Source organism: Amycolatopsis methanolica 239 (assembly GCF_000739085.1).
Taxonomy (GTDB): Bacteria; Actinomycetota; Actinomycetes; order Mycobacteriales; family Pseudonocardiaceae; genus Amycolatopsis_E; species Amycolatopsis_E methanolica.
The window spans coordinates 1,855,541-1,878,760 of the sequence record NZ_CP009110.1; the positions used below are offsets into that span (position 1 = coordinate 1,855,541).

Annotated in this window: 19 protein-coding genes and 4 pseudogenes; 16 read left to right on the top strand and 7 right to left on the bottom strand. The window is 68.8% G+C overall.

Annotated features, from left to right (window positions below):
- The first annotated feature begins 34 nt into the window (after positions 1 to 34).
- Positions 35 to 361, top strand: a complete 327-nt coding sequence (locus AMETH_RS09045) for a helix-turn-helix domain-containing protein (protein ID WP_017987756.1) — start codon at positions 35 to 37, stop codon at positions 359 to 361.
- Positions 362 to 749: 388 nt separating this feature from the next.
- Here AMETH_RS09045 and AMETH_RS09050 read toward each other — a convergent pair whose 3' ends face one another.
- Entirely contained in the window at positions 750 to 1,394 is a 645-nt protein-coding gene (locus AMETH_RS09050) for a GntR family transcriptional regulator (RefSeq protein WP_017987757.1), read from the bottom strand.
- 156 nt (positions 1,395 to 1,550) lie between these two features.
- On the opposite strand from AMETH_RS09050, the gene AMETH_RS09055 reads away from it, so the two are divergent.
- From AMETH_RS09055 to AMETH_RS09070, 4 genes are read left to right on the top strand one after another with little or no spacing between them, the layout of a single operon-like run.
- The gene (locus AMETH_RS09055) at positions 1,551 to 3,068 is read left to right on the top strand and encodes an aldehyde dehydrogenase (RefSeq protein ID WP_017987758.1); all 1,518 of its coding nucleotides are present in this window, start codon (positions 1,551 to 1,553) and stop codon (positions 3,066 to 3,068) included.
- Positions 3,069 to 3,092: 24 nt separating this feature from the next.
- On the top strand, positions 3,093 to 4,466 hold the full coding sequence (tcuA, locus tag AMETH_RS09060; protein WP_017987759.1) for an FAD-dependent tricarballylate dehydrogenase TcuA: 1,374 nt from the start codon (positions 3,093 to 3,095) through the stop codon (positions 4,464 to 4,466).
- 19 nt (positions 4,467 to 4,485) lie between these two features.
- Positions 4,486 to 5,781: an MFS transporter gene (locus AMETH_RS09065; RefSeq protein WP_017987760.1), complete on the top strand. Its 1,296-nt coding sequence runs from the start codon at positions 4,486 to 4,488 to the stop codon at positions 5,779 to 5,781.
- Positions 5,778 to 6,932 carry a pyridoxal phosphate-dependent aminotransferase gene (locus AMETH_RS09070; protein WP_017987761.1) on the top strand — a complete coding sequence of 385 codons (1,155 nt, stop codon included), beginning with the start codon at positions 5,778 to 5,780 and terminating at the stop codon, positions 6,930 to 6,932. Before AMETH_RS09065 ends, AMETH_RS09070 begins: the two co-directional genes overlap by 4 nt.
- A gap of 1,162 nt (positions 6,933 to 8,094) precedes the next feature.
- Here AMETH_RS09070 and AMETH_RS09075 read toward each other — a convergent pair.
- A complete protein-coding gene (locus AMETH_RS09075; protein WP_156131633.1) occupies positions 8,095 to 9,420 on the bottom strand; it encodes an MFS transporter in 1,326 nt (441 codons plus the stop codon).
- Between the two features lie 231 nt (positions 9,421 to 9,651).
- Here AMETH_RS09075 and AMETH_RS09080 point away from each other — a divergent pair, with 231 nt between their 5' ends.
- The 11 genes and pseudogenes from AMETH_RS09080 (at position 9,652) to AMETH_RS09110 (ending at position 18,109) form a co-directional block, all read left to right on the top strand.
- Positions 9,652 to 10,395 carry an SRPBCC family protein gene (locus AMETH_RS09080; RefSeq protein WP_017987764.1) on the top strand — a complete coding sequence of 248 codons (744 nt, stop codon included), beginning with the start codon at positions 9,652 to 9,654 and terminating at the stop codon, positions 10,393 to 10,395.
- Positions 10,396 to 10,400: 5 nt separating this feature from the next.
- Positions 10,401 to 11,243 carry an FAD binding domain-containing protein gene (locus tag AMETH_RS09085; RefSeq protein ID WP_223843086.1) on the top strand — a complete coding sequence of 281 codons (843 nt, stop codon included), beginning with the start codon at positions 10,401 to 10,403 and terminating at the stop codon, positions 11,241 to 11,243.
- Positions 11,236 to 13,668: a xanthine dehydrogenase family protein molybdopterin-binding subunit gene (locus AMETH_RS09090; RefSeq protein WP_223843087.1), complete on the top strand. Its 2,433-nt coding sequence runs from the start codon at positions 11,236 to 11,238 to the stop codon at positions 13,666 to 13,668. Before AMETH_RS09085 ends, AMETH_RS09090 begins: the two co-directional genes overlap by 8 nt.
- A complete protein-coding gene (locus AMETH_RS09095; RefSeq protein WP_017987767.1) occupies positions 13,665 to 14,123 on the top strand; it encodes a (2Fe-2S)-binding protein in 459 nt (152 codons plus the stop codon). The genes AMETH_RS09090 and AMETH_RS09095 overlap by 4 nt, the downstream gene beginning before the upstream one ends.
- Entirely contained in the window at positions 14,120 to 14,908 is a 789-nt protein-coding gene (locus AMETH_RS09100) for an alpha/beta fold hydrolase (protein ID WP_017987768.1), read from the top strand. Before AMETH_RS09095 ends, AMETH_RS09100 begins: the two co-directional genes overlap by 4 nt.
- A 19-nt stretch (positions 14,909 to 14,927) precedes the next feature.
- A pseudogene (locus AMETH_RS37825) lies at positions 14,928 to 15,127 on the top strand (LLM class flavin-dependent oxidoreductase); the annotation flags it as partial.
- Positions 15,125 to 15,352: pseudogene (locus AMETH_RS36520) on the top strand (L-histidine N(alpha)-methyltransferase); the annotation flags it as partial. The pseudogenes AMETH_RS37825 and AMETH_RS36520, both read left to right, overlap by 3 nt.
- Positions 15,353 to 15,429: 77 nt before the next feature.
- A pseudogene (locus AMETH_RS37830) lies at positions 15,430 to 15,978 on the top strand (LLM class flavin-dependent oxidoreductase); the annotation flags it as partial.
- Positions 15,979 to 16,230: 252 nt separating this feature from the next.
- A pseudogene (locus AMETH_RS37835) lies at positions 16,231 to 16,986 on the top strand (IclR family transcriptional regulator); the annotation flags it as partial.
- 182 nt (positions 16,987 to 17,168) lie between these two features.
- Positions 17,169 to 17,372 carry a carboxymuconolactone decarboxylase family protein gene (locus tag AMETH_RS36530; protein WP_223843088.1) on the top strand — a complete coding sequence of 68 codons (204 nt, stop codon included), beginning with the start codon at positions 17,169 to 17,171 and terminating at the stop codon, positions 17,370 to 17,372.
- Between the two features lie 275 nt (positions 17,373 to 17,647).
- Complete coding sequence (locus tag AMETH_RS09110; RefSeq protein ID WP_156131634.1) at positions 17,648 to 18,109, top strand: hypothetical protein; 462 nt, start codon at positions 17,648 to 17,650, stop codon at positions 18,107 to 18,109.
- 936 nt (positions 18,110 to 19,045) lie between these two features.
- On the opposite strand, the gene AMETH_RS09115 is transcribed toward AMETH_RS09110, so the two are convergent.
- The 5 genes from AMETH_RS09115 to AMETH_RS09135 are packed head-to-tail and all read right to left on the bottom strand — an operon-like array spanning position 19,046 to position 23,217.
- Positions 19,046 to 19,783, bottom strand: a complete 738-nt coding sequence (locus AMETH_RS09115; RefSeq protein ID WP_017987774.1) for an SDR family NAD(P)-dependent oxidoreductase — start codon at positions 19,781 to 19,783, stop codon at positions 19,046 to 19,048.
- A complete protein-coding gene (locus tag AMETH_RS09120; RefSeq protein WP_017987775.1) occupies positions 19,780 to 21,291 on the bottom strand; it encodes an acyl-CoA synthetase in 1,512 nt (503 codons plus the stop codon). Before AMETH_RS09120 ends, AMETH_RS09115 begins: the two co-directional genes overlap by 4 nt.
- On the bottom strand, positions 21,291 to 22,064 hold the full coding sequence (locus AMETH_RS09125) for an SDR family NAD(P)-dependent oxidoreductase (RefSeq protein WP_017987776.1): 774 nt from the start codon (positions 22,062 to 22,064) through the stop codon (positions 21,291 to 21,293). Before AMETH_RS09125 ends, AMETH_RS09120 begins: the two co-directional genes overlap by 1 nt.
- 11 nt (positions 22,065 to 22,075) lie before the next feature.
- Complete coding sequence (locus AMETH_RS09130) at positions 22,076 to 22,819, bottom strand: SDR family NAD(P)-dependent oxidoreductase (RefSeq protein WP_017987777.1); 744 nt, start codon at positions 22,817 to 22,819, stop codon at positions 22,076 to 22,078.
- Positions 22,816 to 23,217, bottom strand: coding sequence for a carboxymuconolactone decarboxylase family protein (locus AMETH_RS09135; RefSeq protein WP_017987778.1), 402 nt, complete (start codon positions 23,215 to 23,217; stop codon positions 22,816 to 22,818). Before AMETH_RS09135 ends, AMETH_RS09130 begins: the two co-directional genes overlap by 4 nt.
- Between the last annotated feature and the right edge of the window lie 3 nt (positions 23,218 to 23,220).

Genomic DNA, 23,220 nt, shown 5'->3' on the forward strand with positions numbered 1-23,220 from the left:
AGTGCGCTGCCGCGCGGCTGAACGGCTGATGTGAATGCGGTGGAACCTGCGGCTACCCGCCGCCAATCGCGGCGTCTGGCAGGCCTCCGACCTGCAGCGCCTGCTGGCCGAACGCGGCCTGGTCGTCTCGCGGGGCAAGATGTCGCACCTATGGTCTGGGCAACCCGCCTCGATCAAGCTCGCCGATCCGAAGGTGATCTGCACGGGGCTGGGCTGTGAGGTCGGCGAGCTGTTGATCCCGGAACCGGAGACCGTGCCGCGGCACGAAACCGGCGAGGCTGATCAGTCGGTGGCAGGCGAGCGCCCGGCGCCGCGGGTGGTGTCGCGGCGGCGAGACGGCCGATCCCTGCCCCCGACGTGACCGGTGGTCGCCCGCGAAGGCTGCGCCCGGAAGACCCCTCGTGCGGGTGACCAGATGTGCGGAGTGCTCCGGCGTGGGGCGAAGCCCATGCCCAGGGCGTGTGCCTGGCCTGCTACCACTTTTCCGCGCCGCGCTTCGGGCACCACGTCGGTAGCTGCGGTGCGTGCGGCCGACGGGTACCGGTGAAGAAGAAGTACTGCCGGTTGTGCTGGTGTGCCGGCCTCCGGCGACGCGATCGCGCCGGCAACTGGCACAAGGTTCCGGTGATCGTCGGCAACACCGCGACTCGGCCGCATGACGCGGCACGCCTCAGGGTTGCAAGCTGAAGTCATCGAGTGTCGGTCGGCGGCGCGGATGTTCAACTCGACCCTGTCCGGCGACTGGCGTATCAGGAGGCGAGAGCCGTCGCCGCGGCGTTGCGGATGTGGTCGCGCCAGAGGGCGCTCGCGCCGTCCGCGTCCCGGGCGGCGATGAGGTTCACGACATCCTCGATCTCGGCGATGCTGGACTGGGGGCGGCCTTGGTGGCCCAGTGAACGGGCGCGCAGCTGGGCCAATCGTCCGTGTAACAGTCGCGCCTGGGAGTGCAGTACGTCGTTGCCCGCGCCCGAGTACAGCACGTCGTAGAACTTGTTCTTGGTGCTGAGCATCCGGGTGACCCGGCCGGATTCGTGTGCGGACTTGAGCTTGGCGAGTGCGTCTCGCAGGCGCCCCAGGGTTTGGTCGGAAGCGCGTTCGACGAACAGTCGGACGGCGAAGCATTCCAGCGCTTCGCGCACCTCGTAGATCGCCCGGGCTTCGTCGTCACTGAGCTGGGCGACGGTGGGGCCCTTGTGCGGCGGGATGACCAGGAAGCCTTCCGCTTCCAGCTGGCGGCAGGCCTCCCGGATGGTGTTGCGGGAGACCTCGAGCTGCTCGCACAGTTCGCGCTCGACCAGGCGCTGACCGGGTTTGAGCGCGCCACTGATGATCTCGGCCCGGATGGCCTCGACCGCCTGGGTCCGAACCGGGGCGGCGGCATGGATCACCTTCACGGACCCAGTCTAGTTATTGACCGATTGTAGGTCAAACTCTTGATCAAGAGGCGTACATAAATCTACGCAAAACAACTGGTCAGAGGGTTCTAGTTGACCGATTGTGGGACAATCAGATAGCCTCGGTGTCCTCATCGAGGACCAGAAGGGCGGACCATGTCCCAGTCGCTGCCGGACACCTCTGTCGAGGGTGTCACCCGTTACGGCCTGTTCATCGACAACCAGCAGATCGCCCCGATCGAGGGCGAGTACCTCGATGTCGTGAACCCGGCGTCGGGTGCGGTGTGGGCCCAAGTGCCCAATGCCTCCGCGAAGGATGTCGACGTGGCGGTGGAGAGCGCCCGTCGCGCGTTCGTCGAGGGCGACTGGCCCGCCTACCGCGCGGCCGACCGGGCGAAGTTCCTCATCCGGTTCGGCGAAGCGATCGCGGACAACGCCGAAGAGATCGCCCAGCTGCAGGTGAACGAGAACGGCAAGCTGATCCGTGAAATGGTCGGGCAGGCCAAGTTGATGCCCGAGTACTTCAACTACTACGCGGGCCTGGCGCAGATGCCGACCGGCAGCACCAATCCGCTGCACGTGCAGCAGATGCTGAACTACACCGTGCGCGAGCCGCTCGGCGTGGTCGCGGCGATCACCCCGTGGAACTCGCCGTTGCTGCTGCTGGTGTGGAAGCTCGGCCCCGCGCTCGCCGCCGGCAACACGGTGATCGCGAAGCCGTCGGAGGTGACGCCGGCGTCGGCGATCCGCTTCGCGCAGCTCGCGGCCGAGGTCGGTCTCCCGCCGGGCGTGTTCAACGTCGTCACTGGTCTCGGGCACCCGTCGGGTACCGCGCTGACCGGGCACCCGGGCGTGGACAAGATCGCGTTCACCGGCTCGACCGCCACTGGGCAGGCCATCGCCTCGCAGGCTGGCAAGACGCTCAAGCGCGTGTCGCTGGAACTGGGTGGCAAGTCGCCCAACATCGTCTTCGACGACGCCGACCTGACCAGCGCGGTCAACGGGCTCGTCGCCGGGATCTTCGGGGCCAGCGGTCAGACCTGCATGGCCGGTTCCCGGATCCTCGTGCAGGATGCCATCTACGACCAGGTGGTCGATGAGCTCAGGCGCCGGGCCGAGGCGATCAAGGTCGGCGACCCGCAGGACCCCGCCAGCGAGATGGGCACCGTCGCGTGCCGCCCGCAGTACGAGAAGGTGTTGTCCTACGTGGACGTGGCCAAGGCCGACGGTGCGCGGCTCGTGGCCGGCGGCACGACCGCCGAGGTCGACGGCTTCCCGGACGGGCTGTTCGTGCGCCCCACCGTGTTCGCCGACGTCACCAACGACATGCGCATCGCGCAGGAGGAGGTCTTCGGGCCGATCGCCGCGCTGATCCGGTTCTCCGACGAGGACGAGGCCGTGCGCATCGCCAACGACACCCAGTTCGGCCTCGCCGCGGGCGTGTGGACCGGCAACGTGCAGCGTGCGCACCGGGTCGCGAGCCGGCTGCGGGCCGGCACGGTGTGGATCAACAACTACCGCAAGACCTCCTACGCCACCCCCTTCGGCGGCTACAAGCAGAGCGGTCTGGGCCGCGAGAACGGTGCCGACGCGCTGCGCGAGTACACCGAGGAGAAGAGTGTCTGGGTGGACACCGGCCAGGGCGTCAAGGACCCCTTCAACCCCCGCGCCTGACCGCGCCTTCCGAGGAGAAAGAGCATGACGACATCGGCATCGTCGCTGGACCCGGTTGTGGTGATCGGCGCGGGCATCGCGGGGCTGTCGGCCGCCGTCTCGGCGGCCGAACAGGGCGCTCCCGTCGTCCTGGTGGACCGGGCCGGTCCGCTGGAGGCCGGGGGAAACACGAAGTGGACCTCGGCCTACCTGCGCCTGGACGACGTCTACGAGCCCAGCGAGTCCTTTGTGGAGGAGGTTGTCGCGTTTTCCGGCGGCCGCACCCCCTCCTGGTACGTCGAGGCACTCGTCGAGCACCTGCCCGAGACCATGGAGTGGATCCAGGGGCATGGCGCCCGGTTCCGGCGCTTCCCCACCTATTTCATCAACAGCAACCGCCCGCGCCTCCAACCCCATGGCGGAGGAGAGGCTTTGCTCACCGCGTTGCGCCCGGTAGCCGAAAGGCTCGGTGTCGAGTTTCGCTACCACACCACCGCGCAGAGCCTGGTGACAGCCGCGGACGGACGGGTCGCCGGTGTCCGGGTCAGCGACCCGGATGGTGACCACGTCCTCCCCGCCCGCGCGGTCGTCATCGCCTCCGGAGGGTTCGAGGGCGACCCTGCGACGCTGGGCAAGGAACTGAGGGGCGACGTCAGCACCCTCATCCCCATCGCCCCGGGCGTGGCCTTCAACAAGGGCGAAGGCATCCGGATGGCGCTGGACGCCGGGGCCAAGCGGGGCGGCCAGTGGGACAGCTTCCACGCCGAACCGGTTGATCCGCGCGCGGACAACCCCGAGGCGCTGGTGATGGTGTTCCCCTACGGCATCCTGGTCAACAAACTGGGGGAGCGGTTCCTCGACGAGGGCCGTGGCACCGTCGACGAAACCTACGAGAGCACCGCCCGGGCGGTGTGGTCGCAACCCGACGGCACCGCGTACTTCATCACCGACCGGAAGTTCGAGCAGGTCACCGACCGGGAACGCGGCCTGCTGACCAGCTGCAAGCCAATCACCGCGGACACCCTCGACGACCTCGCGGCCGCGCTGGACCTGCCCGCAGGCCGGCTCACCGAAACCGTCACCGCCTACAACAAATCCGTTGTGGATGGTGAGTTCAACTGGCGACGTCCCGATGGCAAGCGCACCAACGGGCTCACCCCACCCAAGAGCAACTGGGCGCTGCCGATCGACGAGGCGCCGCTGCTGGCCTACCCGGTCGGCTGCGCGATCGTGTTCACCTTCGGCGGTCTGGAGACTGACGCGGACGCCCGCGTCGTCGACGAGCAGGGCGCCCCCATCCCCGGCCTGTACGCGGCGGGGGAGTGCACCGGCATCTACCACGACAAGTACCCCGGCGGCACCTCGGTGCTGCGCGGGATGGTCTTCGGGCGCGTGGCCGGCCGCGCCGCCGCAGCCTGACCCTTTCCCTGGAGGACCCATGACGGCTCCCATCTCCGTGCCCGCGAAGGCATCCGCTGGGCAAGCACCCGGCAAGATCCGCACCTTGTTCGGCGCGGGCATAGGCAACACGCTCGAGTGGTACGACTGGAGCGTCTACGCCATCTTCGCGCCCTTCTTCGCCAAGCAGTTCTTCGTCGGTGGCAACGCCACGAGCGCCCTGCTGTCCACTTTGGCCGTGTTCGCGGTCGGTTTCCTGATGCGACCGCTGGGCGGGTTCTTCTTCGGCTGGCTCGCCGACCGCCGCGGACGGCGGTTCTCCCTGACGACCTCGATGGTCACGATGGCGGTGGGCAGCCTCATCATCGGCATCGCGCCGACACACGACGCGATCGGCGTCGGCGCGGCGGTCATCCTGCTGCTGGCCCGGCTGTTGCAGGGGCTCGCCCACGGCGGTGAGATCGCCGCTTCCTACACCTACGTCGCCGAGATCGCCCCCGGCGAGCGGCGGGGCCTGTGGTCGACCAGCCTCTACATCTCGGTCACGGCCGGCATCGTGCTGGCGTCGCTGATCGGCGCCGCCGGGTCGAGCCTGTTCGGTGAACAGGCCCTGCGCGACTGGGCGTGGCGCCTGCCGTTCCTGCTCGGCGGTGTCCTCGGTCTCGTCGGCCTGTATCTACGGCGCACCCTCGAGGAGACCGAGGCCTACACCGAAGGCGCGAGGACCCGCAGCACCCGCGAGCTGCTGCGTGCGCTGGCCCGCAACAAGAAGAGCCTCGCCCGGATCCTCGGGCTCACCGCCGGCGTGACCGTCGTCTACTACATCTGGGCCGTCGGCATCTCCGGATTCGCCATCAGCAGCAAGGGCGTCGACGCGACCGGTGGGCTGTGGGCCACTGTGGCGGCCAACGTGTTCTTCATGATCACGCTGCCGCTGTGGGGCAAGCTGTCCGACCGCTTCGGCCGTAAACCGGTCTTCATCACCTACGGGGTCGTGTTTCTGGCGCTGTCGTTCCCCCTGATGTCGCTGATCAACGACTCGGCGCTCCGGCTTGGTGTCCTCATGGGCGTCGCGCTGTTCTTCCTTGGGGCCTTCGTCGGCATCATGCCCGCCTACTTCGCCGAGCTGTTCCCCACCGAGGTCCGTGCCTCCGGTGTCGGCGTCCCGTACTCGGTGATGGTCGCGATCTTCGGCGGCACCGCCCCGTACGTGCTGACTTGGCTGCACACGCATCAGTTGGACTGGGTGTTCTCCTGCTACCTCGTCGCGCTCGTCGCGATCGGGCTGATCACCACGTTCCTCACCCCCGAGACCAAGGGCAGGCCCCTGACATGAAACCCCTGTCGACCCGGGCGACCACGATCCGCCCCTCACCGACGCTCTCGCTCAACGCTCAGCTCGCCGCCCGCGGCGCAGCGGGGGAGGAGGTGCTCAATCTCTCCGTCGGCGAACCCGACTTCCCGATGCCCGAACTGGCCCGCGACTACGCGCTCAAGGCCATCGCGGAGGGACGCAACCGCTACACCGACGTCGGCGGTGTCCCTGAACTGCGCGAGCGCATCAAGCGCAAGCTCGCCGAAGACAACGGCCTGGAATACGCGCCCGGCGACATCGTCGTTGCCAACGGCGCCAAGCACGCCCTCTTCAACGCCTTCCTCGCGCTGTGCGAGGACGGGGACGAAGTCGTCGTTCCGGCCCCGTACTGGGTGACCTATCCCGAGCAGGTGCGGGTCACCGGCGCCGAACCGGTCATCGTGCCCACCGGGGCGGGCTTGAAACTGACGGCGGACCAGCTGGCGGCCGCGGTGACCCCGCGGACTAAAGCGGTTGTGCTCAGCAGCCCCGGCAACCCCACGGGCGCCACTTACAGCCGTTCGGAGTTGGAGGCACTCGCCGAGGTCGTCGTGCGGCACGATTTGTTCGTCGTCGAAGACCTGATCTACGAATACTTCCATTACGACGACGGCGCGGTACCCAGTATCGCCTCGCTCGGGCCGGAGTTGAAGGACCGTACCGTCGTCGTCAACGGGGTGTCCAAGAGCTGCGCCATGACCGGCTGGCGCGTCGGCTACACCGCCGCGCCCCCGGAGATCGCGCAGCTCATCCGCCGCCTGCAGGGCCAGGCCACCTCCAACGTGTCCGTCGTCGCCCAATACGCCGCCATCGGCGCCATGGACGACGTCCCGTGGGAGGCGATTAAGTCCTACCGCGACCGTCGCGACCTCGCCCACCAGCGGCTCACCGCGATCGAAGGCGTCCGATGCGGACTCCCGACCGGAGCGTTCTACCTGTTCCCGGACATCTCGACACTGCTCGGGAACCGAACCACGGATGAGTTCTGCAGCGAGCTGCTCGCTGAGCAGGGAGTCGGGTTGGTGCCGGGAAGTGGTTTCGGCGCGCCAGAGCACGTCCGGCTCAGCTACGCGGTCGCCCCCTCCGTTCTGGAGACCGCACTCGACCGCTTGGCGACGTTCGTAGCTGGATGACGGTCGGTCGACAAACACAGCCGGCTTCTTGGCCGCCGCCTTCAGTTCGCGCACGAGCCGGGCCGCTGAAGAATCGGATCGCCGGCGTACGCCTGAATCACCTCGGCGCCGGCCACCTGCCCAGTGTTGGTGACCAGGGCCGTCACCGTCGCCCGCGGAACACCGGCGGTGACCGTCGTGGCGCAGGAAGCCGTACCCCTCGATCGCCTGGCAAGGGTGGCCGAAGACCCGCGTGCGGACGGACCGCTCCTGTGAGAGGAAGTCCTCGGTTCCCGGTAGGGCGCGGTAGGCGGGTAGCCGGCCACGATGGTCCTCTCCTGGTCTGGTTTGTTACGCGACCGGTGTGCATGACACCCGCCCAGCCGAATCTGCTGATCACATGACTTCCGGCCGGAACGCCCACCTGCTGCGCCGAACTGCCAGGTGGCGGCCTGTGTGCATCCTGCGCGTGCCCCGGGGGGCGGCTCCTACCGGTTGCGCACTGGCGCCTGTGCTGCTCGTGGGAGCAGGAGCCGGAGTTCGAAGTGCCGAGTGTTAGCCGTCGTCGTCCTGTGGTGCTGTTATCCAGCCGCGAGCTTCGGCGTCTACGGCGTGGTCGGGGGCGGAACCGCACGCGAGTGCTTGCCTGGTCGCAGGGCAGGTCCGTCGGGGTGCTCGGCGAGTTTGAGCAGGTGACGGACAACTTCATGTGGATAGGGGGGCACCGTCCGTTCGTGGCTGCCCCAATAGTCGATCGCCGACTCGAACGGCTACGGGCCTGAGTGCCTCCGGCACGTCCCGGCGCCGGTCATGGTCGCCTACGCCTCCGGGGACAATGGCTGCTTCCCCTCGATGGCCCGGCGAGTTTGATCGGGACATTCGCACAGTTCCCCGCCCGACGGCAACCTGTCTTCGGGCGGGGTCGCCGGGGGTGACTCCGGTGTCCGGCGATGGAGTGCGGGTGCTGATCGCACCGTTGCTGCTGTCGTGGGTATCCGTTCCAGAATGACCGCCGGGTGGTCGAGGGGGACCACCCGGCGGTATCCACCAGCGCGGCCGACGTGCCCGGATCGGGCCGCCGGAACCACAGGCTCGAGTTGCACTCCTGGTGCACGATCAGGGTTGTTCGGCAGGGAAGAGTTCCACCCATCCCAGGTCCGGCACTGCCGGGTGCCGTCGTGGGTCAGTCGGCCAAAGAAGTGCCGCGGGTCTCGGGGCAGAACGGTGCGACAACCAGTCCGAGTAGGTAGATCAGTCCGACGACGGTCGCCGCGACACCGTACCCGCCCAGGGCGGAGATGATCGCCCCGGCGAGCAGGGGGCCGAGGAATGCGACGAAGCGGGCCGCGTTGAACACGAACGCTGCCCCGGTGGCGCGCAGGTGCGTGGGGTAGAGCTCGGGCAACCACACCGGCATCCAGGTGTACTGGCCCAGCGTGAAGAAGCCGTTGATGATCAGTACCACGACAACGAGGCCCAGGTCGTGGGTCCAGAGGAAGAGGACCGGCGTGAGCAGGAGGGACGCCGCGAAGTAGAGCATCGTGGCCGGCTTGCGGCCTACGCGGTCGGCGATGAAGCCGAAGCCGATATAACCGGCGATGGCGCCGACGTTGTAGATCATGCCGGCGGCGCTGGCCCAGGTCGTGGCGCTCCGGCCGGAGTCCGCGGCGATCCCGGAGACGTAGAGCGGTACCCAAGTCGAGATCCCCCACCATCCCAATGTGGTGGTGAGGGACATCAGCGAGCCCAGGATCGTGCGCTTCCGCAGCTCCGGGTCGGCGAAGATCTGCCGCAGGGTCAGCCGGGTGTAGGAAACCTCGTCACGGGTCAGGTTCTCGCGACGACGCTCACGCAGGGAGTGCCGACGAGTGTTCGCCTTCGTCCACTGCTCGGACTCGGGGACGCTGCGCCGCAGCCACAGAGCGAAGAACGCGGGCAGCACACCGATCAGGAACATGATCCGCCATGCCTGGGGACCGACCGGGGCGACGAAGTACCAGCAGGCCGAGGCGATGAAGAAGCCGAGACCCAGGCCGCACTGCATGAGCCCGGCGGCCTTGGCGCGCGCGTGACTGGGCCAGATCTCGGCGATCAGCGAAGCTCCGGTGCCCCATTCGGAGCCGAGCGCGAAGCCGGTCACGAAGCGGAGCACCAGGAATGACGTCAGGTCCCAGGAGGCGGCGGTCAGTCCGGTGAAGACGGCGTAGAGGACGATCGCGACGAGAAGGGTTCGGCGCCGGCCGAAGTAGTCGGCGAACACTCCGCCGAGGATGCCGCCGATGCCCCAGCCGAGCAGCGTCACGGCGATGGTCGCGCCGCTGAGGAACGCGATCGAGGACTGCGGGGCGGACGGGTCCAGTGTGCGCAGGACCTGACCGACGGTCAGGATCAGGGCGTAGGTCTCGAACCCGTCAAACAGCCACCCGAGGTTGGCTGCGATCAGTGATCGCCACTGTCGGCGGGTCACGCCCTCCCGCCAAGAGCGTCGTGCGACGGCGTTGTTCTGCACGGGGCCTCCTCGGCTTGCCGGTCAAGTCTCACAACGGGGATGCGACGTCCTACGGACTGGATGTCGCCGACGGACCTTAGTTCTGGCTTGCGTGTCGAGGCAAGTGCGATGGTTCTGGAGCGCCCGCGTTGTTCCCTTACTCTCTCCGAGGTTGCCATGCTGCTTGACACACCTTGGATCGAGTCGTAATGTCCGCTATACAGGTCATCTAATCCTCTATGGCGGTCGATTATGGTGAAGCTCGCGTCTTCTTTCCCGGTCCCGGCGGCGGCCGACAAGGTCATTGCCCTGTTCCTCGATCAGGCAACGATGCAGTCCTGCATCCCCGGGTGCGAGGAACTCGTCCAGATCGACGAGACCCATTACCGGGGCATCCTGGTCAACGAGGTCGCCCACATGAAGCTGAAGGCCGGATTCACCGCTGAGATCCTGTCGGTCACCGAGTCCCGTGCCACCGGCGAGCCCGCCGTCGTCAAGGCTGTCCTGCGCGGCGAGGATCGCCGCCTCGGCAGCACCATCCGGATTGATGCGACCCTCACGGTGACGCCCCTCGCGCCCGGCAGTGAGGGCACTGGTGAAGGTTCGGACGTCGCCTACGAGTTTGATCTGGCCATCCGGGGCAAGATCGGCCGACTGGGCGAATCGGTGATCCGCCGCCGTACCGCGGAAGTGGAGCGGCAGTTCGCCGACGCGCTCACTGCGGTGTGTGCTGGGCGGCCGGTGCTGCAGGGCGGAGGCGCGGCTGCGCAGAAGAAGACCCCTGCCGTTGCCGCGGCGGCCACGGTTTCCGGGGACCAAGTCACCCCGGTCGGCACCCCCGAGTCGCAGAGGTCGGTGGTCCACGGGCCGACGGGTGTTCCTGAGCCCGCAGTCGCGGGCCCGGTTCGTCGCGACTGGCTCGTGATCGGACTCGCGGTCGCCGCGTCGTTCGGGTACGGGATCCTGCTCGGTCAGCGTCAGAGCCCGCGGAGGTGAGTGCCGTGCGAGTGCACCGTCCGGAATCGCTGGACGAGGCGACGGCGTTGCTGAACGACCTGGACGACGCCATGGTCTACGGCGGGGGTACCGCGATCCAGATCCTGCGGAAGCAGGGTTTGCTCTTCGTCGAGGACTACGTCGATATCGCCCGGGTGCCCGGCCTGGGCGAGCTCATGGTCACCTCGGACGTGCTGTCGATCGGCACCCTGACCCCGCTGCGCCGGGTGGAGACGGATCCGCGGGTTCGCGCCTTCGCGCCGCTGGCCTCGGAAACCTACGGACAGGCCGCGAACCCGCGGGTCCGGAACACGGCCAGCGCCGGGGGGAACATCGCGCACGGTGACTACCGGCTCGACCCGCCGACCGCGCTGCTCGTGCTGGACGCGACCGTCCACCTGGCATCCAGCTCCGGGACCCGGGAGGTGTCCGTCCGCGAGTTCTTCACTGACTTCCAGGAGACCGCGGTCGAGCACGGTGAGCTGATCACGGCGATCACCGTGCCCCGGCCACCGGCCGGTTCCCGGGGCGCCTTCGAGAAGATGCGCAGCCTGAGCGAGAACGACTGGCCGTGCGCCTCGGCCGCGGTGCTCGCGGTCCCGGAGGAGGGGTTCGTCGAGATCCGGATAGGGCTGGGCGCTCTGGCCCCCACGAGCGTGTACCTGGCCTTCGACCAGACCCCGGACATGACCGTCCAGCAAGCCGTCGACGCCGCCATCGACATCGCGAACTCGGCGATGGACCCGATCGCCGACGTGCGAGGCAGCGCCGCCTACAAGGCGCATCTCGGCCGGATCGCCGTCGAAGAGGCCGTTCGCCGCTGTTTGAAGGAGCTCGCCCGTGACTGAGATCGCGACTCGTGCAGCCGCCCCCGAGGCGCCGGCGGCCGACACCCCACGGCCTGGCGTGTCACCGGCTGCCGGTGTCCAACGGCCCCTCTACGGGGTTGGCGAGCGGCGTGCGCGCTTCGACGCGCTCGGCCGCGTGCGCGGCACGATCAGCTACGCCGGCGACGAGCCGGTCGGACCCGGCACGGCGTTCGTCGGTGTCCACCGCAGCACCATGCCTCACGCGCGGATCGTGGCGGTTGACGCGTCAGCGGCGCTGGAGATCGAGGGCGTCCTGGCCGTGGTCACGGGCCGGGACCTCTACGAGGTGTTCGGTGACCGCATCTACACCGGCCCGGCGTTCTCGGACCAGCCCTGCCTGGCCGTGGACAAGGTGCGGTACGTCGGTGAGGCCGTGGCGGCGGTGCTGGCGACCGACCTGGCGACAGCCCGGGCCGCCGCCGAGGAGGTCGCCGTCGAGTACGAAGAGTTGCCGCCCGTCTACGACATCGCCGACGGCCTGCGCGGCGACTCCTTCGTGCACGAGGAACTCCGCCCGAGTTCGGTCTTCGCCGATCTCGCGCACCTGCGCGGAGTGCGAGACACCAACGTCTGCTATGAGTACCGGCAGATCAGCGGGGACGCGGCCGCGGAACACGCCGCAGCCACCACCACGGTGTCCGCGACGACCTGGGCGCCGCCCACTCATCACGTGCCGATCGAGCTGCCGTCGACCACCGCCTGGGTCGACAGCGACCGGCTCGAGATGCTGTCCACCACGCAGACACCTTCCTACGTGCGGCAAACCATCTCCAATCTGCTGGACCTGCCGCTGTCCCGGGTGCGCGTCATGACGCGGCCGCTCGGCGGCAGCTTCGGATGCAAGATGTACGACCGGTTCGAACCGCTCGCCGCGGCGCTGGCCTGGACCACGCGCAGGCGCATCCGGATCGACGCGACCCGCGAGGAGGCGTTCCTGCTGACCAGCCGCCACGGGGCCGAGGTGGCCGGCTCGATCTCCGCCGACGCCGAAGGCGACCTCGTCGCCTTCAGTTCCGACGTCCGCTACGACACCGGAGCTTTCGCCGACGTCGGCCCGCGCATCACCGCCAAGTCCGGTCTCGTCGCGCCCGGCCCGTACCGGATCAAGAGCGTCGACGTCCGCTCCCGCTGCGTCTACACCAACAAGGTGTCCGCCGGCCCGTTCCGCGGCTTCGGCGTCCCTCAGGTGACCTGGTCACACGAAACTCTCATCGACGAGCTGGCGCACGAGCTGGGGGAGGACCCGTACCTGTTCCGCCGCCGTCACCTGCTCCGTGAGGGGGACGTCGCGACCGTCGGCACACCGATGCACAGCGCCGACTTCGTGACGTGCATCGACGAGGTCACCAAGGCGGTCGGCTGGGACGAGCGCACGCCCGAAGGCGACGGCAGGTGGGTGCACGGCAAAGGCGTCGCGGTCGGGATGAAAGCGGTGCTCACGCCCACGATCGCCAACGCCACGCTCAACCTCAACCAGGACGGCTCGGCCACCCTGCTGATCAGCACCGTCGACATGGGACAAGGCAGCGACACGATCATGGCGCAGATCGCCGGGCAGGTCCTCCGCCTGGACAGCCGCCTGATCCACGTCGTCCGCGCGGACACCGACGCCACCCCGTACGACACCATCACCGCGGGCAGCCGATCGACCTACCACACCGGCAACGCCGTGCGTCTGGTCGCCGAAGCGATGCGCGACAAGCTGCTGGGCTTCGCCGCCGAGCAGTGGGATGTCCCGGCCGAAGAGCTCCGGCTCGACACCGAGGGAGTCGTCCACGTCGGCGGCGACCGCCGGATCTCCGTCCAGGACCTGGTGTGTGCCAAGTTCGGCGCACGCGGTGCGACGGTCACGACCGCCGAGAACTTCACCAGCTGGTGGGTCCCCTACGACCACGACACCGGGTTGACGGAGAAGGCCACCGAGCACTGGTTCGCCGGAGCGGCCGCTGTGCGCCTGGCCGTCGACACCTACACCGGCCGCATCCGGACCCAGCACCTCGCCGTCGCGGGCGACGTGGGCAAGGCCATCAACCCCACGCTGGTCGAGCAACAGCTCGCCGGTGCCGCCCTGATGGGACTTGGGCACACCCTGTTCGACGAGCTCGTCTACGACCAGGGACAGCTCACCAACGCCACCCTCCTGGACTACCAGCTACCGTCGTTCAAGGACGTGCCCGAGAAGCTGACACCGATCATCGTGGAGAGTGCCCACCGCGACGGTCCATTCGGCGCGAAGGGCGTGGGAGAGACGGCGATCCTCGCGATCGCCCCGGCCTACTCCGCCGCCGTCCGGGACGCGTGCGGTGCTCGCATCACCACTCTTCCTCTCACCCCTGAGCGGGTCCTGAACCACCTCACATCCCTGACTGCCGGAGACGGCAATGCCCGGGAGGACCGGCGATGAGCGATATCACCCTCAAGGTCAACGGCACGTGCCACAAGGTGCCCGTCGAGGACCAGACCCTGTTGCTGGACGCTCTGCGCGGGCGCGTGGGAATCACGAGCGTCCGGGAGGGCTGCGGGGTCGGCGCCTGCGGTGCTTGCACCGTGCTCGCCGATGGTCACAGCGTCTCCTCGTGCCTCGCCGCCGCCGTCCGCTTCGACGACGTCGAGCTGACCACTGCGGACGGCCTGCCCGAGGACGATCCCGTCGTCTCCTCCTTCGTCGACAGCAACGCGATGCAGTGCGGGTACTGCATCCCCGGGTTCGTGCTCATGACCAAGGAGCTCCTCGCCGAGAACCCGGCACCCACCGACGAAGAGATCGTCAGCCACCTCGAGGGCAACATCTGCCGGTGCGCCACCTACCCGGAGATCCTCAAGGCCGTCCGGCTCGCGGCGGAAAGGAATGCCGGATGAACCTCGAGCGGCCGTGGGGTCGCCTGTACTTCCTCGACGAAGGTGCCGGTCCCCTCGTCGTCCTGCTCCACCCGCTCGCGGAATCCGGCGAGATCTGGCGCGGGCTCATCGACCGGCTGACCCCGCACTTCCGGGTGGTCGTTCCCGACGCCCGGGGGCATGGTGGCTCGAGCTGGGACGGCACGCCCTTCTCGGTTCAGGACCTCGCCACTGACGTCGCCGCCCTCATCAAGTACCTCGATGCGGGTCCTGCCCGGGTGGCGGGTATGTCCATGGGTGGCTGCACGGCGATCGCCCTGGCGGTCCGGCACCCGGCACTCGTCGCGAACCTCGTCCTGGCGGACACCACCGCCGACTACGGTCCCGAGAAGGCAGCGGCGTGGGGTGAGCGTGCGGAGAAGGCCGTCAGCGTGCCCCGCGACAAGCAACTCGCCTTCCAGACCGACCGCTGGTTCTCGCCTGGCTTCCGGGAGCGGAACCCCGCCGAGGTCGAGCGGGTGTCGCGGCTGTTCGTCGCCACGAACTCCGCGGCTCACGCCGCAGCCTGTCGTGCACTCGGGTCCTATGAGGACTCGGCACGCCTCGGTGCGATCACTGCGCCCACGTTGGTGCTCGTCGGCGAGGACGACTACGCGACCCCGCCCAGCATGGCCGAAGCACTGCACCGAGGTATCGCGGATTCCAAGCTCCACGTGTTTCGGGGGACCCGGCATCTGAGCCTGATCGAAAGCCCGCAGGCCCAGGAACTGACGGTCGAGCACTTCATCGGGTCGTGCTGCGGGTAAATCGCGAGGGAGGATGATCGTGGGTCTGAAGGTCGGCTACAAGGCCTGGCGGAGCAGTTCGGTCCGGGGGATCTGGTCGAGTACGCAGTGCGGGCCGAGGAACTGGGTCTGGACCAGGTGATGGTGTCCCATCATTTCCTGCCGTGGCGGCACGAGGCGGGCTCGCGCCTGCGTCGATGTCGGCGGTGGCGGAGCGGACGAGCCGGGTACGGGCCGGCCGAGGCGGTGGAGGCGATCCAGGCCGACTACCCGGGGCTCGACGTGCGCGGGGTGGTCGGCGACTTCACCGAGCACCTCGGCCTGCTGCCCGGCGAGCCGCCGCGGCTGGTCGCGTTCCTCGGTGGCACGATCGGCAACTTCCTGCCCGCCGACCGGGGGAAGTTCCTGCGCTCGGTTCGGGACGTGCTGGGCGAGGGCGAGTGGTTTCTGCTGGGCACCGACCTAGGGCGTGTCTGACAACGATCCCAGCCCCCAACCGCGATCTTTGTCAAACACGCCCTAAGTGTGCTGACCTGGACAGCGATAACGTGTCGTTCGAGGGCGAGTACTACACGCTGGTCAACGCCAAGATCTACGACCGGCCGGTGTACGTGGCCGCCGGTGGCCCGGTGGTGGCGAAGTACGCGGGCCGGGCCGGGGACGGCTTCATCTGCACCTCGGGCAAGGGCATGGAGCTCTACAACGACAAGCTGATGCCGGCGGTCGCCGAGGGCGCGGCCGCGGCGGAGCGGGACGTCGCCGGCATCGACAAGATGATCGAGATCAAGATGTCCTACGACCGGGACCACGCCAAGGCGCTGGAGAACACCCGGTTCTGGGCGCCGCTGTCGCTGACCCCGGAGCAGAAGCACAGCGTGTCCTCGGCCGAGGAGATGGAGCGGCTGGCCGACGAGCTGCCGATCGAGCAGATCGCCAAGCGGTGGATCGTGGCGTCGGACCCGGACGAGGCCGTCGCGCAGATCAAGCCGTACCTGGACGCGGGCCTGAACCACCTCGTGTTCCATGGCCCCGGCCACGACCAGGAGCGGTTCCTGACGCAGTTCGCCGAGGACAACCTGCCGCGGCTGCGCAATTGGCCGACACGACGGACAACGCGTCCACCCGCGAAGACGCGCGATCAGTCTCGGAAACAGTGCCTGGACATGGCGTGGCAGGCGAGTCCGTCCTCTCCGGCCGGGCGAGCGTCGGTTTGCACCACGGCACTCCCTCTCGCCGGCGGGATGTACAGTCTTGTCATCTGGAACAGGCAATCGCCGAACGGTGCTGGAGGGAGGGCGTCCGTGTCGAATGAGGTTCCCGCGGTCGGTGCAGCCGTTCGAATTCTCGAGCGCATGGCGGCGGAACTGCCGAAGGCCGTCTCACCGACGGTCCTCGTCAACGAGCTCGAGCTGAACCGGTCGACCTGCTACAACATTCTCGCCACATTGCAACGCGCCGGGTGGGTCAGCAAGCTGGACGGCCGGGGCGGGTGGACTCTTGGCCCCAGGCTCCTCTCATTGACGGGTGTCAGCGACGATTCGATCGTCGCGGTCGTGCAGGACGAGATCGACGTGCTGAGCCGCCGGCTCGGCTACGTCGTCTTCGCCGCCAAGCAGGACGACTCGGGCGGGTACACGGTGATCGCCGTATCGGATCCCCGCCGGGGTGTGCGGGTCATCGTCGATGTCGGCGACCGCTTCCCGTTCTCCGCTCCCGCCCTCATGCAGGCGATGTACGCCTACCGTCCCTTCGACGACTTCGCCGCCGCGAGCCGGGGCCGTGCCGTGGAGAAGTTCACCGAATACACCGTGGCCGACCGTGAATCGCTCGCCGAGGTCTTCGCGGCGGTGCGGCAGCGGGGCTTCAGCACCAGTATCCGGCAGTTCAACCTCGCCCAGAGTGCGGCCGCAGCACCGGTCTTCGACAACATGGGCAAGCCCAGCCTGGCGATCGGCACCTTGGCCTTCTCCAGCGAGCTGGACTACGCCAACATCGACCCGATCGGCAAGCTGATCAACTCCACCGCGGCACGCATCACCGAGCGGACCGGCGGTACGGTGCCGATCGACGCGTCTGCACCGCGCGCCTCCGCCTCGTAGCGTGAGGCGTCGTGGCCCGGCTGCCCACGCCTCGGCAAACTCGCCGAACCGTTCGCTCGCGGCGGCCTCGGTGGCGATGTGTGCCGGCTTCGACCCGGAGGCATGACCCCGGACCAGGAAAGGGTCTACCGCGAGATCGTGGACGGCCCCGTGCACGGCTGGTCGGGGCAACGCGTGCAGCGTTGCACCAGCCCGATCTCGCCGACCGCCGGCAGCGGTTCGGCGAACTCCTGCGATACGGCACCAGCCTGCCCGGCCGGCTCAACGAACTGGCGATCCTCGTCGTGGCCCGGCACTGGACCGCTCAGCTCGAACGGTCAGTCCACGCGAAGGCGGCACTCGGCGCGGAGTTGTCGCCCGAGCATCGACGCCCTGCGGCTCGGTGAGCCACCGGTCTTCGACGACCAGGACCCGGTGTGTCGGCCCTGGCAGCGCAGGGCGGCGATGAGGTGTTCGCCTGCGTTGCGTCCGCCGCTGCGTTGCGGCGGGGAACGACGTTGGTCGTCACGTGGTCGACCAGTTGCTTGATCTCTGCCGGGGTGGGCTCGTTCGAGGTGGCGGCACCGCGAGCAGGCCCTCCGGCGACAGGCCCATCCGTGCCAACCGATGTTGGACCGGCGGTGCGAGCCCCGGTTGGTTCCGGTGAACAGGAACCGTGTGTGTGCTCATGGGCGTCCCGGCCGCAACCCCGGCGGTCGACTCCACGCCGCGTTGGCGGCGCGGGCTGCCGGCACTGATCGGGGCCGTCCGGTACGCCAGCAGGCAGGCGGCCAGCAATCCCGACTGGGTCGGCTCGACGCAGATCTTCACCCGCCTCGCCGTGATCGGGAACCTGGTCTCCTTCGGTGCTTCCGACGGGGCGCAGGTGCCGCGGGCGGGCGGTTCCGCGCAGCCTCGACCGCGGCCGCGCCGAGGGGTCGCGACGCGCGACAACCGGATGGTGCTGTTGCGGCTGCCGGAGGTGTCCTTCGCCGAGTCGGACGGAAACGACGTGTGGCTGTCCACCGACCAGGGGCGGTTGCGGGCCGCGTCCGCAGTCCTGGACAAGTTCGACGGGGCGAACACGATGGTGCCGGTTTCCCGGCGGAACGTGGCGGCCGTGCGCCGCGCGCTGGACATCTGAGCACAATCTCTGAAAGGAGGCGCGCGCAGTCCCGCAATCCCCGGGCTCAGCTCACCGACAGGCTGCCGGGGGCGAGCGTGACCGCCACGGCGGGGCCGGTAGCCACCGCCAACACCGCACAGGCGAAGGCATGCCGGGCCAGGTGCGCGGCAGGCGGGTCGCGTGCCCGGCAGCGAGTCCGAGCGCAGCGTTGACGGGCCCAGTCGATCGGGGCTCCGGCGTGGGTCACCACCCCGATGCAGCGCCACGAGGAGCATCGCCGACGGTCGTCGCAGCGACTTCCGGCACGGCTACATCACCTGGACCAGTGCCAACAACGCACCCAGGTCACGTACACATGCGCATCCGGTGAAGCGCCATCGCGCCGTCGGGGAGCAAGCCGGGAGCGGGGCTACGTGGTGGATGGGCCACGATGAGGCTCCACGGTCCTGAACGACCGGCGCCGACCTGTGCGGGAGTCGTATTCCTGCAGGTCAGCGCGATATCACTGACATAGTCCACGCCGAAGAGGTCACTGGTTCGATCTCAGTATCGCCCACCGGTTGTTTTAGCTGTTCAGACGGACCTGTCGACGACCATCATCGGCGGGCCGTTGGCGTGTGCGGGGAGCAGATGGGGAGCACGCTGCGCTGACCACCTGCGCGAATCCGAAGAGGTCACGCCGCATCCTGCTCCTGACCTGGGTCTTCGTCCCAGCACCATCCGCCGTCTACCGCTCCAACGCAGAACCCGCACCGGCGCCGGATCGCTGGAACCAGGGCGTGGGCTTAGCGGACCAAACCCATGACCTTGACGAAGAACCCGTGCAACCGTGCTCACCGAAGGCTTCTCCCCGCCACTTCCGCTACACCGGGATCTCGTTGACGTACGGTCTCGGCGGCATGCTGCTCGGCGGGCTCGGTGCGCGGGCACTGCCGTGCCTTCTTGTCACGCGACTCAGTGCGCGGTCCATCCGCCGTCGACCCGCAGGGTGCTGCCGGTCACGTAGGACGACGCGTCGCTGGCCAGGAAGACCGCCGCGCCGGCCAGTTCGTTCGCGTCACCGATGCGGCGTTGCGGCACGGCGTTGACGATGACCTCACCCCAACGGCTGTTCATCAGGCCGTCGGACAGGTCCGTGGCGAAGTACCCGGGCGCGAGCGCGTTCACCCGCACGCCGCGGTCGGCCCACTCGACCGCGAGCACCCGCGTGAGGGCCTCCACCCCGCCCTTGCTCGCGGCGTAGGCGGCGATCCGCTGGAAGCCGGTGGTGGCGTGCACCGAGGACACGTTCACGATGCTGCCCGCCCCCTGCTCGAGCATGCGGCGACCCGCGGCGCGGCAACAGAAGTACGTGCCGTCGAGGTTGACGCGGAGCACCTGGTGCCAATCGTCGTCGCTCAACGATTCGCTGCGCGTGAAGACCGGGCTGATCCCGGCGCAGTTGACGAGGGCGTCGACGCGTCCGAGGCGTCGCACACAGTCATCGGCGAACCCGGGCTGGTCCACGGATCCGGGCAGCACGACCGTGTCCGGCCCGGTCTCCTCCGCCAGCGTGCGCAGGTCCTGCTCGGTCCGGGAGGTCACGGCGAGCCGTGCGCCCGCCTTCGCCAGCGCCAGGGACATCGTGCGGCCGAGGCCTTTGCCAGCCCCTGTCACCCACACCGTCTTCCCGTCGAGATCGAACGTGTTCACGCGATCACCGGCAGAGACCGCAGGTCGCGCTTGAGCACCTTGCCCGACGGGGTGCGCGGGAGCTGATCGATGAACTGGATCTCGGCGGGTACCTTGAACTTCGCGAGGCGTTCGCGGCAGAACGCGACGAGTCCGGCGGTGTCCACGACGGCGCCGGGCCGCAGCACGACGAAGGCCTTCGGCACCTCGCCCCACCGCTCGTGGGGCATGCCAACGACCGCGGCCTCCACGACGTCGGGGTGCTCGTAGAGGACGCGCTCGACCTCAGGCGTGGCGATGTTCTCCCCGCCGGAGACGATCATGTCCTTCTTCCGGTCCTCGACGTAGAGGTAGCCGTCCTGGTCGATCCGGCCGATGTCGCCGGTGTGGAACCACCCGTCGCGCAAGGCCTTGGCCGTCGCCTCGGGGTCGCGCCAGTACCCCGCGAACACCTTGGGGCCGGAGAGTGCGATCTCACCGAGCTCGCCGCGCGGTACCTCGCGGCCGGTGTCGTCGACGATGCGCACCCGCAGGTGCGCGACCGGCCTGCCGACCGACCCGACCTTCGACAGCATGTGCTCGGCGTCGTTGAAGGTGTCGCCGGAGACGGTCTCGGTGAGTCCGTAGGCGTCGGCGAACCACGCGGCGGGGAACGCGGCGCGGATGCGCTCGATGAGCGGCACCGGCATCTTCTCCCCGCCGCCGATGATGAACCGGATCGAGGAGGTGTCCCGTTCGGTGAGCCCTGGCAGGTGCAGCAGTGCGTTCATCATCGAGGGGGCGAGCCAGATGTTGGTCGGACGTTCCCGCTCGATGATGTCGACGACCTCGGCTGCGTCGAACTTCCGCGTGAGGATCAGCGAACCGCCGGCGTGCAGGGTGGCCAGCGCGGGCAGGTCGAGCCCGCCGACGTGGTAGAGCGGTCCGCACACCAGCGTGGTGTCCGCGCTGGTGATGCCGAATTCCACGATCTGGCCGAGGTTCTTGTACAGCAGGTTGGCGTGGGTGATGCACACACCCTTCGGGCGGGAGGTGGTGCCGGAGGTGTACATCAGGCGCTGGAGCGTATCCGGGCCGACGTCCTCGAGCGGCACCACCTCGCCGAGGTGCCGTGCCACCAGGTCGTCGTAGGACGCCCAGCCCTCCCGCCGCTCGCCGAGCATCAGCCGGTTCCGGACCGGGATCGCCGACGCGGCGTCGGCGAACTCCGGCTCGGTGAGGATCGCTGCCGCCTCGGCGTTGCCGACGATGTAGTCCCATTCGGCGGGGGAGAGCCGGTAGTTCAACGGCAGGAACGCCGCACCGAGGTGGTTGAGCGCGAGAACCGTCTCGAGGAATTCGATGTGGTTGTAGAGCAGCAGCGCGACGATGTCACCGCGGCCGATGCCCAGTTCGCGCAGGCCGGCGGCCAGCGCGTGCACCCTGGCGGCCAGCTCGCGGTTGGTCACGTGGCGCTCGCCCTGGGACAGCACGACCTTGTCCGGGTAGCGGCCCAGGTTGTGCTCGAGCACGGCGGCGAAGTTGTACATCAGCGCTCCTCCGTGTGGAAGCTGTGCAGTTGTGCGCCCGCCTTGCCCCAGTGGATCGTGCTGGTCATGCCGCCGTCGGCGACCAGGTCGGCTCCGGTGACGAAATCGGACTCGGGGCCGGCGAGAAAGGCGACGACGCGCGCGATGTCGTCCGGTTCACCCAGCCGTCCGAGCGGGATGTTGTCCACAGTGGCCGAACGAATGGCCTGGTTGGCCAGGGTGTCCCGGTTCAGGCCGCTCTGGACCACGCCCGGGCTCACCGAGTTGATGCGGATCCGGTGCTCGGCCAGCTCGGCGGCGAGCTGCTTGGTCAGTGCGAGCACCCCGCCCTTGGCCGCGGTGTAGGAGGAGAACCCGTACCCGGTGTGCCCGGCGATCGAGGCGATCTGCACGATCGAACCCCCGCCCGCCTCGGTCATGGCCGGGATGACGTGCCGCAGCAGGATGAAGTACCCGGTGAGGTTGACGTCGACCACGCGCCGCCACTCCTCGACCGAGCACTCGAGCAGCTTCTTGCGCACGATGATGCCCGCGGCGTTGACCAGTACCCGCGGCGCCCCGGGCAGGGCACCGATCACGTCCCGCACGGCGTCGTCGTCGGTGACGTCGACCGCGTACTCGGTGGCCTTGCCGCCGTGTTCCTCGATCTCCCGCAGGGTGCCGCTCGCCCCGTTGACGTCGAGCAGCGCGACGGTCGCTCCTGTCGCGGCCAGGCGCACCGCGCAGGCCCGCCCGATACCGGAGGCGGCTCCGGTGATGACAGCGCAGTCCATGTCGTTTCCTCTCAACCCATCGCGTATCCGCCGTTGACGTCGACCACGGCGCCGGTCATGTAGCTGGCCGCGGGGGAGGCGAGGAACGCCGCCACCCGCGCGATCTCCTCCGGCTGGGCGAGCCTGCCCAGCGGGCAGTAATCAGGCCGGTAGCCGCGTCCGGCGACCATTTCGGTGTCCACCACTCCGGGAGCCACGCCGTTGGCGGTGATCCCGTGCGCAGCCTCGGTCTTGGCGAGCCACTTGACCATCGCGTGCACGGCGCCCTTGCTGGCCACATAGTGCGGCCCGGCGAGCACACCGCCGACCTTGCCCGCGACGGAGCCGATGCAGACCACGCGGCCACCGTGCCGTCGCAGGAGCGGCAACGCCGCCTTGATGGTCCACAGGGTGCCCTTCACGTTGACGCCCAGCACGTGGTCCACTTCGGACTCGTCGAGGTCATCGATGGAAACCGTGTCGCCGTACACCGCCGCCGAGGTGACCAGCGCGTCGAGTGCGGGCAACCCGGACAGGACCGCGCGCACCCCGGCCAGGTCGGTGACGTCCACCGCGTGCCCGGTGGCGGTCCCGCCCTCTGCCCTGATGGTGGCGACGGTGCGGGCGGGGTCGTTGACGTCGAGCACCGTCACCTCGGCGCCCGCGGCGGCCAGCTCGCGGGCGATGTGCGCGCCGATGCCGCGGGCGGCGCCGGTGACGACGGCCCGACGGCCGTGCATCCCGGCGGCGCCGCCCGCGGCGAGAACACCGGTCACGAGCCGGCGCCGTTGCGGCGCTCGTGGGCTTCCAGTTCCTCCATCAGCACCGGCACACCGAGAGTGCAGGTGTGGATGCCCAGGACACTGGTCAGCTCCAGGACCTCCATGATCTCCTCCTTGGTCGCCCCGTAGCCCAGCGCGTTGCGGATGTGCTGGCGCAGACCGGGCTCGTAGAGGTGCGTGGTGGAAGCGTCGATGGCGGTGTAGATCAGCTCCCGCACCTTCGGCTCGAGGACGCCCTTGCGCCACGGCACCGACGAGAAGGTCAGGTAGGCCTCGAAGAACTCGGGGTCCAGGCTGAGCAGCCCCTCCCAGAAGGGGTTCCAGTAGCCCCGTTCGGACACGAACCGCTCACGCAGCTCCCGTTGGCTCTCGTTGAGCTCGATCGATGTCATGCT